Consider the following 16,989-nt stretch of genomic DNA (forward strand, 5'->3'; position numbering starts at 1 on the left):
GGATGTGGCGCGGATGGCGCAGCCAAGTTCCCAGGCTCTCGGGGCTCGCCGCATAGGTCATGCGGTCGACGTTCACCACGACCTCCTCGGTGGTGCCGAGCAGGCGCCGCACCACAGCCGAGCCGATGAAGCCCAGGCCCCCAGTGATCAAAAGGGTCATGCTGATTTCGATTCGCCCCCGGACATCACAGTCGTTCGAGATTTACGCAAGGAAAGCGGCAGGATCTAGACAGCGCCGCGTCGCGCCGCCCGGCCGCGCCAATGGCCGGGCAGGAATGCAAGGAAGCGGGCCGGCCACAGTGCATCGGCAGCGAAGCCGCCGCACGCGGTGGCGGCGGCGGCCGCGACGTCCCCCCGTCGGGCCTGGACCAGCAGCCGATATCCGGTGGCCCAGCCGTGCCAGCGTCGGTAGGCGGCCCGCGCAGCCGAGCCGGCCGTCAGCTCCGCCAGCCTGGTTCGAGCGGTGTCGAGCAGATGACGTGACAGCTTCTCCCGCAGGTCGCCGGCGGCGAATGTGAGCGACCCGGCGTGGGAGCGGTATCGGATGATCGTCGCCCCCGTCACCGCCACCGTGGGGCGCAGCAGCACCAGCCGCATCCAGAAATCCTTGTCCGCCGACAGGGGAAAGCGGTCATCGAAGGGGCCGACGCGCTCGATCAGGCCACGGCGGTACAGGGCTGCGTTCATGGTGGTGATGCCGCCGATGACGTTCGCCTCCGCGAGCGCGACGGCGCCGCCGGACAGACGCTTCAGGGTGCCCGCCTCGCTAAAGAACTCGGCTGCGCCGAGTACCATCTCCGCCGCGGGGTCGGCCAGCGCCGCCTCGGCCGCGGCGAAGGCGCCCGGGGCGTAGAGATCGTCGCTGTTCAGCAGGCCGACGATCTCTCCGCGCACCGCCCGCAATCCCTTGTTGATCGCGTCGTAGAGGTTGCGGTCACTTTCCCTGATGACCGTCAGTGACGGGTAGCGGGCGAGTACCTCCGCCGTGCCGTCGGTCGAACCGCCATCGACGATGATGTGCTCGACCGAGGGGTGGCGCTGCGCCAGTACGCTCTCGATGGCCGCGCCGATGGTCGCTGCGCGGTTGAGACAGGGCGTCACGATCGAGAACCGCGGCGTCACCGGCGCACCATGCCGCGCAGGCGGCGCAGCGCGCCGCCGAGGATCAGCGCCTCTGCAGCCCGGCCCAAGGCTGGCGAAAGACGGTCGCACAGCCCGATCAGGGCGATCGCCGCACGTGCCGGCGCGGCGGCCCGGCGGCGCGCCTTGGCGTCCCCGGCCGCGTCGTCCAGCGCCTCCAGCACCCTTGCGCCCGCGGCCGCGCCGGCCTCGGCGGCGACGAGCTGGTACCAGGCGCGCCGCTCGGCGGGCCAGTCCTCCGGCAGGTTGCGGGTGCCCAGGATCTCGTCCGAATCATGGATCGGGATGCCGGCCAGCCGGGCGCGGCGCAGCAGCGCCGTCAGGTGATGCGCGGTCTGTGGCGGCGCGGCATCGAACTGGCGCAGCACATCCGCATGGATCAGCGTCGCCTGCGGCACGCCGAGGCCGCGTGGGCCGCGCGGCCCCACATCCCCGGCGAGCAACCGGTCCCACCCAGCGCCGAACTCGGCGATGCGCAGCAGCGTCTCGCGGCCCGCACGGTCGCGCGCCACGTGGTGGCCGCGGATGATGCGCGCTTCCGGCGGCGCCCCGCCAATGACGCGGTCGAGTGCGGCGGCGTCGTGGCGGACGCCCTCGCCGCCGAGGATATGCCAGGGCGAGGGCGCCGCCGGCACGGCGACGCTCGCCTCGCGCGCGGCGATGGCGGCGCGCGGCGCGGCGATGAAGTCGAGCAGCGCCGGAACCCCCGCTTCCCACGCCGCGCGGCCGCGCAGCATGGTCTCGCGCGCCCGCGCACCAAGGTCTCTCGCGTTGGCGAAGTCGAGCGCCCGATATTGCCCCGGCGCATACAGCAGGCCGTTCGCGCCGTGGGAGATGTACTCGTTCATCGTGGGCGCGTCCGGCGCGACGACGCAGAGCCCGCGCGCCATGGCTTCGAGGAAGGACATGCCGATGCCTTCCAGTGGCCGCGGTGCGAAGAAGACATTGGCGCCGGCGAGCGCGGTGGCGAAGGCGGACCCGTCCTCGGACCAGCCCGTGCGCCGCAGCGTGCCGATGTGGCGTGGCGCCGCGGCGGGGAAGGGTGCCTCATGACCGGGATCGGGCCCGTCATGGATGGTGAGGCTGTCGAAATGCGAGCCGGCCGTCAGGGCGAAGACCGCTTCGGGGGAGATGTCGCGGCGTCGGTACCAGAGGAAGCCGCGGAGCGTATCAAAATCGCCGACCGGCGGGACGGCGTCCGCATCCGGGAAGTACTGCACGCGCCGATGCACGGCGGCGTAGCGCGCCACTTCCGCCGCCAGCGCCCAGGAGAAGCAGAGGATCTTCGCCTTGCCGAAGGACGGCTTCCACGTGAAGGCGCCGCCCCGCCACATCGCATCGTACATCGGTGCGAAGGTGACGTTGGGATGCCGGCCGGACAGCAGTGCGAAGGCTTCGTGCAACTGCCAGATGACGATGGCGTCGTAGCGCGATTCGTCGAAGCCAGGCGCGGCGCGGCGCACCGCGGGGACGCTTGCCTCCGCGAAGAAGGTGTCGACTGTCGCGTGCTGTTCCAGCAGGTCGAGGAGGAAGCGGCTCGACCCCGTCTTCGCGTGATAGCCGAGGCCGAAGAAGGCGACGCGCATGCGCGCGGCCTTCAGGTCCGCAGCGAGGGCTGTTCGAGGAACCAGCGGTAGGTGGCCGCGAGCCCCTCGCGGAAGCCGACCCGCGCCTGCCAGCCGAGGGCGGCGATCCGCGACACGTCCATGCGCTTCAGCATCGTGCCGTCGGGCTTGCTGGTGTCCCACTCGATCCGGCCCTGGAAGCCGGTGACGCGGGCGATCTCCTCGGCCAGTTCCCTGATCGTGATATCGGATCCGGTGCCGATGTTGAGATGGCCTTCCCCCGAATAGGTCCGCAGCAGGAATGTGCAGGCGGCGGCGACGTCGTCCACATGCATGAATTCGCGCCGCGGCGTGCCGCTGCCCCAGCAGGTGACGACCTCGGTACCGTCCTGCGCCGCCTTGTGGAACCGTTGCAGCAGGGCCGGGATGACGTGGCTGCGCTCGGGGTGGAAGTAGTCACCCGGGCCGTAGAGGTTGCACGGCATGGCGGAGATGTAGTCGCGCCCGTACTGCCGGCGATAGGCCTGGCAGAGCTTGATGCCGGTGATCTTGGCCACGGCGTACCACTCGTTGGTTTTCTCGAGCGGGCCGGTCAGCAGCGCGTCCTCGTTGATCGGGTTCGGCGCCTCGCGCGGGTAGATGCAGGAGGAACCGAGGAACAGCGCGCGGTTCACATCGTTGCGGTGCGCCGCCTCGATGAGGTTCGCCTCGATCATGAGGTTGTCGTAGAGGAATTCCGCCGGATAGGTGTCGTTGGCGAGGATGCCGCCCACCTTCGCCGCCGCAACGACGACAGCGTCGGGCTTGGTCCGCGCCATGAAGGCCTCGACCTGGTCCTGGCGGCGCAGATCGACCGTCGCCCGGTCGGACGTGATGACCTCGGCACCCTGGCCCACCAGATGGCGTGCGCAGGCAGCGCCGACCATGCCGCGATGGCCCGCGACATAGATGCGCTTATCCTTCAGAGTGAAGAGGTCAGCCATTGGATTTCAACGCGGCCACGTCGGCGGCGACCATCTCGGCCGCCAGTTCGGGCAGCTTGATCGTGTGCGACCAACCGAGCACGCGCTTCGCCTTGGCGGGATTGCCGATCAGCAGGTCCACCTCGGTCGGGCGGAAATAGGCTGGATCGACCCGCACAAGCTCCCGCCCGGTCTTCTTGCAGACGCCGATCTCGTTCACGCCGGCGCCGCGCCAGTCGAGGGCGATGCCGACCTCGCCGAAGGACAGGTCGCAGAAATGGCGGACCGTATAGGTCTCCCCGGTCGCGAGCACGTAATCGTCCGGCGTGTCCTGCTGGAGGATGCGCCACATGCCCTCGACGAAATCCTTCGCATGGCCCCAGTCGCGGCGGGCGTCGAGATTGCCGAGCCAGAGCGTGTCCTGCTGGCCCAGATGGATCGCGGCGACGGCGCGGGTGATCTTGCGGGTGACGAAGGTTTCGCCGCGGCGCGGGCTCTCATGGTTGAACAGCACGCCGTTCGAGGCGTGCAGCCCGTAGGCCTCGCGGTAGTTCACCACGATCCAGTAGCCGTAGAGTTTCGCAGCGGCGTAGGGGCTGCGTGGATAGAAGGGCGTCATCTCGTCCTGCGGCACTGCCTGGACCTTGCCGTACAGTTCCGAGGTCGAGGCCTGGTAGAAGCGCGCTGACTTTTCCAGGCCGAGGATGCGCATCGCTTCGAGCAGCCGCAGCGTGCCGAGCGCGTCGGAATTGGCGGTGTATTCCGGCGTCTCGAAGGAGACGGCGACGTGGCTCTGGGCGCCGAGATTGTAGATCTCGGTCGGCTGGACCTGCGACAGGATGCGGATCAGGTTGGTCGCGTCGGTCAGGTCGCCGTGGTGCAGCAGGAAGCTCGCGCCCGGCACATGCCGGTCGTGATAGAGATGATCGACGCGGCCCGTGTTGAAGGAGGAGGATCGGCGCTTGATGCCATGCACCTCGTACCCCTTCTCGAGCAGCAACTCCGCGAGATAGGAGCCGTCCTGCCCAGTGATGCCGGTGATGAGGGCGACCTTGCGACGATCCGACATCCTGTTCCTTCCATGGGCGGCCGCGCTGGGGCGCGGCGCTGATCTGGGGGCCCGGAGTCGGGCTGTCTAGCAGCCCGGCGTGGGCACAGGAAGGGCGGCGAGGTCAGGATCGGATGCGCGAGAGCCGCCGCTTGGCGCCCTGGACGGCGCGGAGGACCGGCCGCGGCAGAATGGCAGCGAGGCGCGCCTTCCACGGGAGGGGCGGGGGCGCCAGCCCGGATGCCGCAGCGGCCTCGCGCAGCGCGGCGGCCTCGATCCGGGCCTCAAGCCAGGCCTTTTGAAGCAGCTCGATCCTCCGCCGGTCCCATTCGGCGCTGCGGTACAGCATGGAGGCGTTCTGGATGGCGAAGACCTCCGGCTGCCCCTTGGCAAGTTCGGAGGAGGCGCCGCCAAGCGCAAAGGAGGCGACAACGGTGTCGATTCGGCGGAGACGAAGGGTCGGGTCCGCCATCACCTTGAGCCACCAATCGTAATCGGCGTGGCGGCGCCAGCGCAGATCGAATGGTCCGGTGCGATCGAACACCGCCCGGCGCGCCAGCGTTGCCTGATGCGGCAAGCAGCCGGTCACCATCTCCTCCGCAGCGGCATCGGGTGACGCTGGAGTATGAATGACGGGCCCAAAGCCTTGGCCCAGGTCGCTGCGAACCTCGATCGAGCCGTAGTACACGTCGCCGTCCGGCAGCTTGTCGATGGCAAGTATTGCATCTCGCAGCGAATGTCGTGACGCAAAGGTGTCATCGGCATTCATGAACAGCACGAACTCTCCGTTCGCCGCGGCTATTCCTTTGTTCATGGCGTCGTAAAGGCCCCGGTCGGGCTCCGATATCAGCGTGCCAATTTCCGATCTGTGCTTCTCGAGGATAGCGAGCGTGCCGTCTGTGGACGCGCCATCGACCACGACATGTTCGAAATCGCGGTAACTTTGCCGTGCGATGCTGAAAAGGCATGAATCAATTGTCGCTGCTGCATTCATACAAACCGTAATTAGGGAGACCCGTGGGCGATTCATTCTGCAAATCTTCGACATTGCGTACTGCTCCGGCCTGGAGCAAAGACCCGCGTCCCCGGCGACCATGCAGTCACACTCGATACGGAGTAGGCAAGTTTGAGCTATAACACCAGCGGGGAGAGCGGCGTAATGGCGAGCGATCATGCATTAGTCGGCGTTGAGACGCCGCGGCTGGTTGCTAGCATGCGCATGCTTGTTGCGGGGCCGGCGACGGATGCACCAGCCCTGCGCCGTATCGTCGAAGTGCAGGCCGAGGATCTGGTCAGGCTGCGGCGGGAGCTCGTTTCCGCTCGTCATCGGCTCAAGGCGATGGGCGAGGGCGGTGCGGCGCCCGAGCCGATCGCCGATAGCGCCGATCGTGTGTCGGACGACCAGGTGCTGGCCCTGCTGCGCGCCGCGCAGATTGATATTGAAGCGGTGACACGGCGCTCGCGCTGGCTTCGGCTGGGACGCCAGCTTGGGGTGGCGCGGCAAACAGAATGGGAACAGGCCGACTGGCGTTCCCCCTATGCCGAGGATACCGCGTCATCCGACGCTGCTCTGCCGGCCGGCTTGCTTCGGGCGGAACTGTCCCGGCTAAAGCAACTTCAGCGCGAACTGAGCCGATCCCGGTGGCGTCGCCTTGGACATGTCCTTCGCCTTTCCAAACCTCTGAGCTGGGACCTCGCCACCCCGCAGCGCGCGACGCCGCGCGCACCCGTTCATCCCGCAGCAGGAAGCTCGACCGCCACCGAGATGGATCACGTCGAAGGCCAGTTTCTGACGGCGGAGTTCGTCGAGCAGTGCAAGGCCTTCGCGGTCGACGTGGTCCTGGATGTGGGCGCGAACAGCGGGCAGTTCGCCGGCGCGCTGCGCGCCAGCGGCTGGCACGGTCAGATCGTCAGCTTCGAGCCCCTTTCCGATGCGCATGCGCAGCTCCGGAAAGCGGCGGCGGGCGACGCGCTCTGGGACGTGGCTGAGCGCTGTGCCCTCGGTGCCACGAAAGGCGACGCCAGGATCAACATAGCGGCCAATTCCTGGAGTTCGTCGCTGTTGCCGATGGCGGCCCTGCACCATGAGGTCGCACCGCAATCGGTCTACAGCGGCACAGAATCCTGCACCGTCCTGATGCTCGATGACGTCATCGGCGGGACCTACTCCGACCCCACGACGCTGTTCGCCCTGAAGATCGACGTTCAAGGCTACGAGAAGCAGGTTCTCGAGGGACTTCGGAAGTATGGCCCGCAGGTGCGCGTGCTGCTGTGCGAGCTCTCGCTGGCCGAGCTCTACGACGGCGCAGCCCAGATCAGCGAAATGACCGCCTATCTGGCGGGACGAGGCTTCCGATGCCTGGCGTTGGCGCCGGCGCTGGAGGATCCGCGGACGGGCCGGTTGCTGCAGGCCGATGGCCTGTTCGTGTCGCGCTGAGAAGGGTCGGGGACATGCGCATCGCGCTACAGAACGCATTCCCGAATGCCCGTCACACTGCGGAGGCCGAGTGGATCCGCCGCTGCATCGCCGCCTGCGAGCGGCTTGGCTTCTCTGCCGTGTCGGTGGTGTCGTCCGACGACATCATGGAAGCGAAAGTGGATTGCGTCCTCGCAACCCATCACTTCACGCCCAAGCTCACGAGCGTGCCGACGATCGGGCTGATGTGGAACGCGCCCGTGTACTTTGCCGGCGATCAAGCGGCACATGACGCCATCCTGAGCTATGACGGGCACCTGTGCGGATCGGAGCCGATCGCGCAGTGGGTGGACGATTTCCTGGCGAGCCGCGGCAAGGAGAGCGTCATCCATGAGGGGCTGATGCTGCCGTCATCCCCCGACAGCGGTCCGGCCGACCGGCTGCCGCCCGTGCTTCGCCTGATGTACGCAGGCATCCACTGGGACGGGTCGCGGCACGGGGAGGTCTTCCGACACCTCGACGGACAGGTTCCCATGGACATCTATGGGCCGCCGGAGGCCTGGAAGGATCGGCCCGACAGCTACCGCGGTCCGCTGCCCTTCGACGGGACCTCCGTCATCGAAGCGCTGCGCCGGTCCGGCGTGGCTCTGTGCCTCCACAAGGGCGCGCACCGGGATTGGAATTGCCCATCGATGCGCCTGTTCGAGGCAGCCGCGGCCGGGGCTCTGATCATCACCGACGATTTCGAGTTTCCGCGCGTCTGGTTCCGCAATGCCGCGCTTTATGTGAATCCGGAGCTTCCGCCGCCACAGGTTGCCCGGCAGGTGATCGGCCATCTGCGCTGGGCGGCGGCAAACCCGATGGCTGCGCAGAGGCTTGCGACCCGGGCCAACGAACTGTTCCGTAGTCGACTGTCGCTTGAAAGCATGCTGTCCGGCCTGCCCGAGTACCTCGACAAGGTGCGCGAGCGCCGTTCGATGGTGCGCACGGAATCGTACCTTTCCGCGCCGCCGCCGACGGTTGAGTACGTCGTGCGCGTCGGTCTTCGTTCCACGGAGATGATCGCTCGCGCGCTGGACAGCCTGGCCGAGCAGACCTGGCCGTCCATTGCCGTGACCCTGCTGCAGTTTCATCCCGTGCCGGGCCTGGATGCCCTGATTGACGCGTATCGCGACCGCTTCGCCTGGATCCACCATGTCATCGTCGCGAATGACGGGAACCGGGCCACGTCGCTTTGGGCCGGGGTCTCCCATGTTTCCGCCGAGTATTTCGGCATTCTCGATGACGACGACACGTTCCATCCCAATCACGTCGCTTCCCTGATGGAATGCCTGAAGCGCCATCCGCGGTGCGGCTTTGCCTATTCCGGCCTCATGCGCGTGCATGACGATGAGGGACATTTTTTCAGCACTCCGCGCGACCGGACGTCACGCGCCCCACTCGCGACAAGAGAGCGGCGCGAACTGTTCAGCATGTATGAGGAGGAGTTCCACGACCTCTCGCCTGTCCGCAACGTCATTGGCATTCACGCCTGGGTATGCCGCCGGGAGTTGCTCGATGAGCACATCCTGAAGAACCCCCGGCTCGATCTGTCGGAGGACGTGTTCCTCATGGCGTCGCTGGCGGAGCGTACGGAATTCGTGTTCAGTGGCATGGCGACCGCCGAATGGCGCTGGCGGCAGACGCAGCAGGACAATTGGACATTGTCGCATCCGACCGACGAGGCCCGCGCCTTCATCGCCAGATGGCACCTGCGCGGTCGGGCCCTGAAGTTCATTCAGCGGAAGCGGCCTTCGCCGCCGGAGGCGATCTACGATTTCGCGCGAGAAGTCGAGCGTGACCGCTCACCGGGCGCCCCGGCCGTGGTACCTGACGCCGAGCCCCCGCGGTGGCGGCAACTCGTGACAAAGTTTGTGCACTCTCTTGAGGCCGGTCGGAAAGTCCAGAGATGAATCCTGAAGCTGATGTTGCGCGGGGCGATCGCCCGGTCGCGCCGGCAGTGTCGGACAACGAAGCGCTGCCGATCCACTTCTTCACGATCGTCCTGAACGGGGAGCCGTTCATCCGCTACCACGAGACGATGCTGGCCGAGCTGCCCTTCCGCTGGCATTGGCACATCATCGAGGGCGTGGCCGCCCTGCGCCACGACACGGCCTGGAGCGTCGCCGCCGGCGGCACCATCAGCGACGCCGTCCATCGCGATGGCCGCAGCAACGACGGGACGAGCGAATACCTCGACGATCTCGCGCGCCGCTTCCCCGGCCAGGTCACGATCTACCGCAAGCCGCCTGGTGTTTTCTGGGATGGCAAGAGGGAGATGGTGAACGCACCGCTCGAATCGATCCGCGAATCCTGCCTGCTCTGGCAGATCGATGCGGATGAGCTGTGGACCGCCGACCAAGTGGCCGAGATGCGCCGCCGCTTCATCGCGGAGCCGGAGCGTGGCGCCGCCTTCTACTGGTGCTGGTACTTCGTCGCACCTGACAAGGTGATCACCACGCGCGGGAATTACGCTGCCAACCCGAAATACGAATGGCATCGCACCTGGCGCTACGAGCCGGGCGACCACTGGGCCGCGCATGAGCCGCCGACACTGGTGAGGCCCCGCGCGGAGGGAGAGCCGCTCGACGTCGCGACGCAGCTTCCCTTCACCCATGATGAGACGGAAGCCTTCGGCGCGGTCTTCCAGCACTTTGCCTACGTCACCGAGGCACAGCTCGGTTTCAAGGAATCCTATTACGGCTATGCCGGCGCGACGGCGCGCTGGCGGGAACTGCTCGCACATAAGGGGCCGGGCTTCGTCGCCGACTATTTCGCCTGGGTCACCGACCGGGCGGTGTTCGACGATGCGGCGATGCTGCGCATCGAACCCATCGCGCGGCCCGATGCGAACGGGGCTTGGCACTTCGCCGCGCCGACCGGGCGGAAGGACCGCGGCCCGGTGCCGGTGCGGCCGCGCATCCTCATCGACGGCATCTACTGGCAGTACCTCGCCACCGGCGTTGCCCGCGTCTGGCAAAGCATGTTCGAGGAATGGGTGAAGGATGGCACCGCCGACCATTTCATCCTGCTCGACCGCGTGGGTACGGCGCCGCGCATCCCGGGCGTGCACACTGTCACCATCGCCGAACATGACTATGGCCGCTGCGGGGCGGACAGCCTCTATCTGGAGCGACTCTGTCGCGACCTCGGCGCGGATCTGTTCGTCTCGACCTACTACTCGGCGCCGACGGCGACACCCGCCTTCTTCTTCGGCTACGACATGATTCCCGAGGTCACCGGCGTCGACCTTTCGGATGAGGGCTGGCAGGAGAAGGCGCGCTCTATCCGGCACGCTTCCGGTCACGCGATGATCTCGCATTCTTCCGCCCGGGATCTCACGCGCTTCTTCCCCGCCATCGCCGAGGCGGACATCGCGATCGCCTATTGCGGGCTGCCGCCCGTCTTCACGCCGGCGACCGCCGGTGAGATCGCCCGGTCGCGCGCGGCGCTCCGCATCGACCGCCCGTATCTGCTGCTGGTCGGCGACCGCAGTGGCGCAGGCGGGTACAAGAACGGCATCCTCGCCTTCCGCGCCGCCGAGGCCATGGCGAAGCGTGGTACCGTCTTCGAGATCGTCTGCGTTGGTGGTCTGGCGGATATCGAGCCCGCCTTCCGCGCGGCCGCGCCGTCGGTGCCGATGCGTCGCGTGAAGGCGGACGATGCGACGCTGCGCCTGCTCTATGCCGGCGCGGCGGCGCTCATCTACCCCTCTCGCTATGAGGGCTTCGGCATGCCGGTGCTGGAGGCGATGGCCTGCGGCTGCCCGGTGGTGACCTGCGCCAACTCCTCGCTGGTCGAGGTCGGCGGGGATGCGGCGATCTTCGTTGGTGCCGACGATGCGGCCGGCGCAGCGGACGCGGTCTTGTCGCTGTCCGACCCCGCATTGCGCGCATCGCGCGTTGCGGCGGGGCTCAGCCAGGCGGCGAAGTTCACCACCGCGGCGCAGGCGCGCGCCGCGTTCGACGCCTTCCGTGTGACCATCGACGATCTCGCCGCCGGGCGGCGGGCGGTGCCCGGCGATGGCTGGCGGGAGTTCCGCACCTACCAGGCCGGCATTCAGGCCTGGCTGCAGCGCCGGCCGGACCTCGCGGTCGAGGCGCTGGCGCATGCGGGCGGCAGCAGCGCGCTGGCGGCGCCGGCCCGGCCTTCCGGCGCCCTGCTGCGCGCGCTCGCCGAGATCGAGGCGATGAAACGCAGCCCCTTCTGGCGGCTACGCGGCACTGTCATCGACCTGTTGCGCCGCGCGAAGCTGCGCCATCACGGCTAATCCATGCGGCTGCTGCTCTGGTATTGGGGGCGGAGGGGCGGTGGGGCCCAGCAGACGCTTGCGTTGGCTGCGGCGCTGGCGCGACGGAACGATACCCCTGCGGTGTTGTCGCTGTCGGCGCAATGCGAGCTGATGACCGAGATCCGGGCCACCGGCCTGCCGGTCGATGCCGTGCCGACCTACCGCTCCGCCGCCGGCTTCGCCACGGGGTTCTTGCGGGTGCCGGCGCTCGCGCAACGGCTGCGGCGCCAGGCGCTGGCCTTCCGGCCGGATGCGGTGATCTCGGTGATGACGCATCTCTGGACGCCGCTGATCGCGCCGGGCCTGAAGCGCGCCGGGCTGCGCTATGTGCCCATGGTGCATGACGCCGAACCGCATCCAGGCGACCCGGCCCTGTTCTGGGAATGGCGGCTGATGCGCGAACTCGACGCGGCGGAATCGGCGATCGCGTTCTCCGACAGCGTGGCGGCGGGCATTCACAGACGGCGACCGACGCTGCGGGTCCATCGCCTGTCGCTCGGTGCCATCATGCCCGCCGCGCCGGAGGTGGCGCGTAGACCGGGTGAAGGCCTGCTGTTCGTCAACGCCGGCCGGATGCGCGCCTACAAAGGCCTCGATCTGCTGCGCGATGCCTGGCGGCTGTTCCAACCCCGATTCCCCGCCGCGCAGCTGCTCGTGGCGGGGGAAGGTGATGCGGAGGCGCTCGCCCCCGGCCTCGCCGCGCTGCCGGGCGTCAAGCTCCGCGCGGGCTGGCTGCCCGAGGCGGAGATGGCGCGGCTCGTTGCCTCGGCCGATGCGGTGGTGCTGCCCTATCGCGAAGCGAGCCAGAGCGGTGTCGCGCCGCTGGCTCACGCCGCCGGCGTGCCGGTGGTGGCGACCCCGGTCGGTGGCTTGGCCGAGCAACTGCAGGACGGCATTGACGGCTTGCTCGCCCGCGCCGTGACGCCGGAGGCCTTTGCCGAAGCGATGATGGTGATGGCCGACGCCGACCGTCGCGCCAGGCTTGCGGCCGGCGCGCGGGCGGCGGGGCTGAGGCTCAGCGACTGGGACGGCATGCTCGATCGGTTGCTGGCGGCGCTCGCGACGGCCTGACCGCGCCTGCGAGCTTCTGCCTGCCCGTGGTCGCAAAGCCTGCGGGCGCCATCATGCGCCCGGCCGCCTTCAGTCAGGCGCGATCCGCTTCGATTACGTCCTCGACCGGGCCATCGGCGACGATTCGCCCGCCCTCGAGTCGGATCGCACGCGTGCACCACTTCCGCACCACGGTCATGTCGTGCGTCGCGATCATCAGGATGTCGGCGCCCGTCACGAGCTGCGCGAGGCGTTCCTCGGCGCGCTTCATGAAGTCCGCATCGCCGGCCAGGAACCATTCGTCCATCAGCAGGATATTCGGCGACATCGCCGTCGCCATGGCGAAGGCGAGGCGGACGTTCATGCCGGCGGAGTAGCCGCGGGTCGGCACGTCGAGGAAGTCGCCGAGCCCGGCGAAGCCCGCCACCTCGTCGGCCAGGGCGCGACCCTCGGCCTCGGTCATGCCGCGGAACAGGGCGCGCAGCACCACATTCTCCCGCCCCGTCAGCAGCGAATCCATCCCGGCGGCCGGGTCGATCAGCGAACCGATCTCACCCTCGACGCGCAGCATGCCCGCGACCGGTTCGTAGACGCCGGCGATGGTGCGCAGCAACGTCGTCTTGCCGGCGCCGTTCGGCCCCACCAGCGCGACGCGCTCCCCCTTTCCGATGGAAAAGCTGAGGTCCCGCAGCGCGGCGACCACCACGCGGTTGTCCGCGTCCTGCTTCAGCCGCAGGCCGGAGGAAGCAAGGATGCGCTGCTTCAGCGAGCGCGCATTGTGGTGGTAGAGCGGGAACTCGATGGCGAGCCCCGCCGCTTCGATCGTGGCCATCGTGTCAGACCCAGAAGGCGATCCGGCCGCGGAAGCGGACGAAGAAGGCCCAGGCAATCACCACCATCACGCCGGTCCAGAAGATGGCGGCGAGCCAGACCGTGATGCCGCCGGGGGACCCCATCAGCGGCGCACGCACGGCCTCCATCAGGGCGAAGACCGGGTTGATCGGCAGATAGGGCTGCCAGTGGCCGACCATCTCCGGCTTCCAGATCACCGCCGAGACGAAAAAGGCGACCTGCATGACCGAGCCGATGATCGGCGGGATATCGCGGAACCGCGCGCAGGCCATCCCGAGGAACAGGGCTGCCGCGAAACCCGCGACGGCCATCAGCAGGAAACCGGGTATGGCGAGCAGCGCGTACCAGCTCGGCGCCACGCCGAAGATCATGAAGACCACCGCGATCAGCGGCAGGTTATGGGCGGCGATCAGCGCATTCCGCATCACCACCCGCATGGCGTGCACCGAATAGGGCAGGGGCATCTGGCGGATGACGCCCTCGGCGCCCGTCAAACTGCCGGAGGCGTCGGAAACCACCTGGTTGAGCACGTTCCAGACGATCAGGCTGACCGTGAGCCAGGGCAGATAGTCGGTCATGTCGATGCGGAACAGCTTGGCGTAGAGGAATCCCAGCGCCCCGAGCATCACCGCGGTGGACAGGGTGAGCCACATCGGCCCGAGGATGGAGCCGCGATAGCGATGCGTGATGTCGCTGCGCGCGAGAGCCCAGGCGAGTCGCCAGCGCGCGAGCCCGCCTGCCAGGTCCTCGAGGGCGCGTTCACGCCGGCGGGGATTGGCGGCATCGAAGCCGTGGGTCGGGCGAGCGGTGTTCAGCATCGGCGCGGGCTTCTACACCCTGGCAGATCGGGCAGGAAGGGCGTGCCGCAGCGGACCGCGTGGTCGCGGGCCTGGGCTGCGACCTTCACTTCCCCGGAGCGTCGACCGGACCGCCGCCGTAGCCGCCAGAGGCCCCCCCGGGATAGGCCGCGCCGTAGCCTACCGGCGCGGCGCCGCCGGCGCGCGACAGGCGGACGCGATCGGTCTGGGTCATGATCACGCGTTCCCCGACGCCGAGGTTCTGTTCGTTCGTCTGGATCACCGACCGCATCTGGCCGTTGTCGTCGCGAATGATGAATTCCATGGCGTTGCCGCGGGTGACGCCTTCCTCGATGGCGCCGCCGGCAAGGCCGCCGGCCAGGGCGCCGACCACCCCGGCCACGGTGCGGGCGCGCCAGTCGCCGCCAATGGTGCTGCCGATCAGCCCGCCGGCCACGGCACCGCCCGCGGCGCCGACGCCGCTACGCGAGCCCTGCACCTGAACCGGGCGCATGCCAACGATGGTGCCGGCCGAGACATAGCCCGACGAGCCGAGCGCGTTGTGGCTGACTACCGAGTTGCCGGCCGGCGCGCAGGCCATGAGGCCCGTTCCGAGGGCCAGCATGACAGCCAGCGGCGCAAGGCGGCGAAATTCGAATATCATGCAACTCTCCGGTTGGTTGCGGACGGCATGGGCCGGATCATCCCGCAGGTCGCCTCGCTCTGGCCACAGTCTGATGGTCCCGTCCACCCACGGCGCGGCCGGCCAGGCAGGACACACCATATGGTGCGATGCGTCCGCAATGCTTGACCGGGTGGCCGGCACTGGCCTACGCAACGTTTCAGCAGATTGCACTCAACGTCCGCTAGCGGGCTGCCCGGAAGGGCCGGAGGGGGATTCCGGACCTTCACGCAACGGACAGCCGGCGATGCGGCGGTATGGAGATCAGGGGGAATGACCGCACGCTTGGCGAACGGCAGCAGGGCCGTTCTGGTCGCAGCGGCGTTGTCGCTGCTCGCGGCCTGCGCCCAGACGGGGACGCGCACCGCGGCTAACAACGGGCCATATTACAATCGTCCTGACAGCACCTCACCGCCGGGGCCGCCCGGCGACCCGTGGGGGCCGTGGGTCCGCGACGCCTCCCGCCGTTTTGACGTCCCGGAAACTTGGATCCGTGAGGTCATGCGCCAGGAGAGCGGCGGGCGCGCGAATGCCACCAGCCCTGTCGGGGCCATGGGTCTGATGCAGGTGATGCCAGGGACCTATCGGGAGTTGCAGGCCCGCTACAACCTCGGCTCCGACCCGTACCATCCCTATGACAGCATCCAGGCGGGCACCGCCTATCTCCGGGAAATGTACGAGCTTTACGGCAGCCCGGCCTTCCTTGCCGCCTACAACGCGGGTCCGCGGCGGCTCGAGGACTATCTGTGGGGTGGCCGCGGCCTGCCTGCGGAGACGCGCAATTATGTCGCTCGAATCGGGCCGCGCATCGCAGGCGCCCATCCGAGCAACCGCGCGCCGGCCGAGGTCTATGCCGCCGCCGACATCGGCACGCGCATCGCCGCCGGGCCGCGCCCGATGACTGCGGGCACCGCCTTCGCCCTTCGCGAACAGCGGCAGGCCCCGGCCGCCGTCGCGGTCGCCGTTGCCGCCGTCAGCCCGCCGCCCGCCGCCGCGCCGGTCCAGGTGGCGAGCATCGCCCCGATGGCACCGCCACCGCCGGCCCCGAGCGGCGGAACGCCGGCCTATATGACGGGCGCCGAGAACCCGACGCTGACGGCAAGCGCCCGCGCGGCCCTGGCCGAGGCGGCCCGCCAGTCCGAGATCGAACGCGGCATGCAGTCGGATGAGGGGCCGATGCCGCAGGCGACACCCGCCGTGGTCGCGACGGCACTTGCGGCACCGACCGAACGCCGCGCGCCGGCGGCTTCGCCTTTCCGTGGCTTCGGGATCGTGGGCTCCGCCCATGCCGGCACCCTGCCGGCCCCTTCCGTATCGCCGCGGGTGACACCGCCGGTGCGGCAGGCCGCCGTCGCGGCGCCGCCTCCGCCCGCCGCTTCCGGCGGCGGCAATGGGTGGGCGATTCAAGTCGGCGCCTTCTCGTCGCAGAACCTGGCCCGCACGACGGCGGACCAGGCGCGCGATGTGGTTGCCACCATGGGCACGCGCACGGCCGTTACGCCGGTACGGCAGGGTTCCACGACGCTGTACCGCGCGCGGGTCACCGGTCTGAACCGGTCCACGGCCGAGCAGGCCTGCTCCCGTCTGCGTTCGCGCGGCGGCTGCACGGTCGTCGCCCCCGGCGCCTGACCACACGCCAGGGGGCGCCAGTCGGGCGCCCCCTTTTGCGTCGCCCCCATGAAGTTTTGCGCTGTCATGCGTCTGCGGTGAATCGCCGCTGTCGCTTCCTGGCACCGTCCGCCCGTCAGCCAAGGGAGACCGGCGATGGACGGGCTTGAGATCGAGATCGAAGGTGACAGCGACGCGGCGGTGGCGCTCGCCCTGCTGCAGATCGTGATGCGCGCCGAAGGCAAGGACGAGGGCGGCGCTACGGCCGACTGGATCCTCTCGACATACCAGCGCTGCATGGATGCCGTGTCCGGCGAGTTCGAAGCCGAGGAGCGCGACCCCGAGGATTCGGACGAGGACGAAGAGGACGAAGACGAGTCCGAAGAGGACGAGGCTGAGGAGAAGGTGGCTTCCTGAGCCATCGCAGTTCCGCCCGGCGGCATGTCACGCCGGGCGGGCGGCATCGACATCGCTCGCGCGGCCTGCTTCTCACGCGTGCCGCCGCATGAGCCTCCGACCGACCGAACGGTCGATCACGC

General features: G+C 68.7%; 15 protein-coding genes. 6 read left to right on the top strand and 9 right to left on the bottom strand.

Annotated features, from left to right (window positions below; translation table 11 throughout):
• The 6 genes from GXW78_RS08670 to GXW78_RS08695 all read right to left on the bottom strand — a co-directional run.
• On the bottom strand, positions 1-160 hold a 160-nt coding region (locus tag GXW78_RS08670; protein WP_211868183.1), incomplete at its 3' end, for an NAD-dependent epimerase/dehydratase family protein.
• 65 nt (positions 161-225) lie between these two features.
• On the bottom strand, positions 226-1,212 hold the full coding sequence (locus GXW78_RS08675) for a glycosyltransferase (protein WP_338147710.1): 987 nt from the start codon (positions 1,210-1,212) through the stop codon (positions 226-228).
• Entirely contained in the window at positions 1,119-2,726 is a 1,608-nt protein-coding gene (locus tag GXW78_RS08680) for a glycosyltransferase (RefSeq protein ID WP_211867931.1), read from the bottom strand. The genes GXW78_RS08675 and GXW78_RS08680 overlap by 94 nt, the downstream gene beginning before the upstream one ends.
• Positions 2,727-2,737: 11 nt before the next feature.
• On the bottom strand, positions 2,738-3,688 hold the full coding sequence (fcl, locus tag GXW78_RS08685; RefSeq protein WP_272876812.1) for a GDP-L-fucose synthase: 951 nt from the start codon (positions 3,686-3,688) through the stop codon (positions 2,738-2,740).
• Positions 3,681-4,736, bottom strand: coding sequence for a GDP-mannose 4,6-dehydratase (gene gmd / locus GXW78_RS08690; protein ID WP_211867932.1), 1,056 nt, complete (start codon positions 4,734-4,736; stop codon positions 3,681-3,683). The genes fcl and gmd overlap by 8 nt, the downstream gene beginning before the upstream one ends.
• A gap of 103 nt (positions 4,737-4,839) precedes the next feature.
• Entirely contained in the window at positions 4,840-5,889 is a 1,050-nt protein-coding gene (locus GXW78_RS08695; RefSeq protein ID WP_338147711.1) for a glycosyltransferase family 2 protein, read from the bottom strand.
• 39 nt (positions 5,890-5,928) lie between these two features.
• On the opposite strand from GXW78_RS08695, the gene GXW78_RS08700 reads away from it, so the two are divergent.
• Genes GXW78_RS08700 through GXW78_RS08715 form a run of 4 tightly spaced genes read left to right on the top strand, consistent with a single transcriptional unit; the run spans position 5,929 to position 12,532 of the window.
• Positions 5,929-7,152: an FkbM family methyltransferase gene (locus tag GXW78_RS08700; RefSeq protein WP_211867934.1), complete on the top strand. Its 1,224-nt coding sequence runs from the start codon at positions 5,929-5,931 to the stop codon at positions 7,150-7,152.
• A gap of 14 nt (positions 7,153-7,166) precedes the next feature.
• Positions 7,167-9,083, top strand: coding sequence for a glycosyltransferase family protein (locus GXW78_RS08705; protein ID WP_211867935.1), 1,917 nt, complete (start codon positions 7,167-7,169; stop codon positions 9,081-9,083).
• Positions 9,080-11,440 carry a glycosyltransferase gene (locus GXW78_RS27875; RefSeq protein ID WP_246521986.1) on the top strand — a complete coding sequence of 787 codons (2,361 nt, stop codon included), beginning with the start codon at positions 9,080-9,082 and terminating at the stop codon, positions 11,438-11,440. Before GXW78_RS08705 ends, GXW78_RS27875 begins: the two co-directional genes overlap by 4 nt.
• A 3-nt stretch (positions 11,441-11,443) precedes the next feature.
• The gene (locus GXW78_RS08715) at positions 11,444-12,532 is read left to right on the top strand and encodes a glycosyltransferase family 4 protein (RefSeq protein WP_211867937.1); all 1,089 of its coding nucleotides are present in this window, start codon (positions 11,444-11,446) and stop codon (positions 12,530-12,532) included.
• Positions 12,533-12,605: 73 nt separating this feature from the next.
• On the opposite strand, the gene GXW78_RS08720 is transcribed toward GXW78_RS08715, so the two are convergent.
• From GXW78_RS08720 to GXW78_RS08730, 3 genes are all read right to left on the bottom strand, one after another.
• A complete protein-coding gene (locus GXW78_RS08720; RefSeq protein ID WP_211867939.1) occupies positions 12,606-13,343 on the bottom strand; it encodes an ABC transporter ATP-binding protein in 738 nt (245 codons plus the stop codon).
• 4 nt (positions 13,344-13,347) lie between these two features.
• Complete coding sequence (locus tag GXW78_RS08725) at positions 13,348-14,181, bottom strand: ABC transporter permease (protein ID WP_211867941.1); 834 nt, start codon at positions 14,179-14,181, stop codon at positions 13,348-13,350.
• An 85-nt stretch (positions 14,182-14,266) separates the two neighbouring features.
• Complete coding sequence (locus tag GXW78_RS08730) at positions 14,267-14,824, bottom strand: outer membrane lipoprotein (RefSeq protein WP_246521987.1); 558 nt, start codon at positions 14,822-14,824, stop codon at positions 14,267-14,269.
• Positions 14,825-15,115: 291 nt separating this feature from the next.
• Here GXW78_RS08730 and GXW78_RS08735 point away from each other — a divergent pair, with 291 nt between their 5' ends.
• Positions 15,116-16,471: a lytic transglycosylase domain-containing protein gene (locus GXW78_RS08735; protein WP_211867943.1), complete on the top strand. Its 1,356-nt coding sequence runs from the start codon at positions 15,116-15,118 to the stop codon at positions 16,469-16,471.
• Positions 16,472-16,606: 135 nt separating this feature from the next.
• On the top strand, positions 16,607-16,867 hold the full coding sequence (locus GXW78_RS08740) for a hypothetical protein (RefSeq protein ID WP_211867945.1): 261 nt from the start codon (positions 16,607-16,609) through the stop codon (positions 16,865-16,867).
• Positions 16,868-16,989: the final 122 nt, after the last annotated feature.

Origin of the sequence: Neoroseomonas terrae (genome assembly GCF_018129025.1) — a bacterium.
GTDB lineage: Bacteria > Pseudomonadota > Alphaproteobacteria > Acetobacterales > Acetobacteraceae > Neoroseomonas > Neoroseomonas terrae.

Bases quoted from the DNA above. Each gene is read 5' to 3' on its own strand.
- GXW78_RS08680 (WP_211867931.1), bottom strand. From the start codon at position 2,726: ATGCGCGTCGCCTTCTTCGGCCTCGGCTATCACGCGAAGACGGGGTCG.
- fcl (WP_272876812.1), bottom strand. From the start codon at position 3,688: ATGGCTGACCTCTTCACTCTGAAGGATAAGCGCATCTATGTCGCGGGC.
- gmd (WP_211867932.1), bottom strand. From the start codon at position 4,736: ATGTCGGATCGTCGCAAGGTCGCCCTCATCACCGGCATCACTGGGCAG.
- GXW78_RS08695 (WP_338147711.1), bottom strand. From the start codon at position 5,889: ATGATCGCTCGCCATTACGCCGCTCTCCCCGCTGGTGTTATAGCTCAA.
- GXW78_RS08700 (WP_211867934.1), top strand. From the start codon at position 5,929: ATGCGCATGCTTGTTGCGGGGCCGGCGACGGATGCACCAGCCCTGCGC.
- GXW78_RS08705 (WP_211867935.1), top strand. From the start codon at position 7,167: ATGCGCATCGCGCTACAGAACGCATTCCCGAATGCCCGTCACACTGCG.
- GXW78_RS27875 (WP_246521986.1), top strand. From the start codon at position 9,080: ATGAATCCTGAAGCTGATGTTGCGCGGGGCGATCGCCCGGTCGCGCCG.
- GXW78_RS08715 (WP_211867937.1), top strand. From the start codon at position 11,444: ATGCGGCTGCTGCTCTGGTATTGGGGGCGGAGGGGCGGTGGGGCCCAG.
- GXW78_RS08720 (WP_211867939.1), bottom strand. From the start codon at position 13,343: ATGGCCACGATCGAAGCGGCGGGGCTCGCCATCGAGTTCCCGCTCTAC.
- GXW78_RS08725 (WP_211867941.1), bottom strand. From the start codon at position 14,181: ATGCTGAACACCGCTCGCCCGACCCACGGCTTCGATGCCGCCAATCCC.
- GXW78_RS08730 (WP_246521987.1), bottom strand. From the start codon at position 14,824: ATGATATTCGAATTTCGCCGCCTTGCGCCGCTGGCTGTCATGCTGGCC.
- GXW78_RS08735 (WP_211867943.1), top strand. From the start codon at position 15,116: ATGACCGCACGCTTGGCGAACGGCAGCAGGGCCGTTCTGGTCGCAGCG.
- GXW78_RS08740 (WP_211867945.1), top strand. From the start codon at position 16,607: ATGGACGGGCTTGAGATCGAGATCGAAGGTGACAGCGACGCGGCGGTG.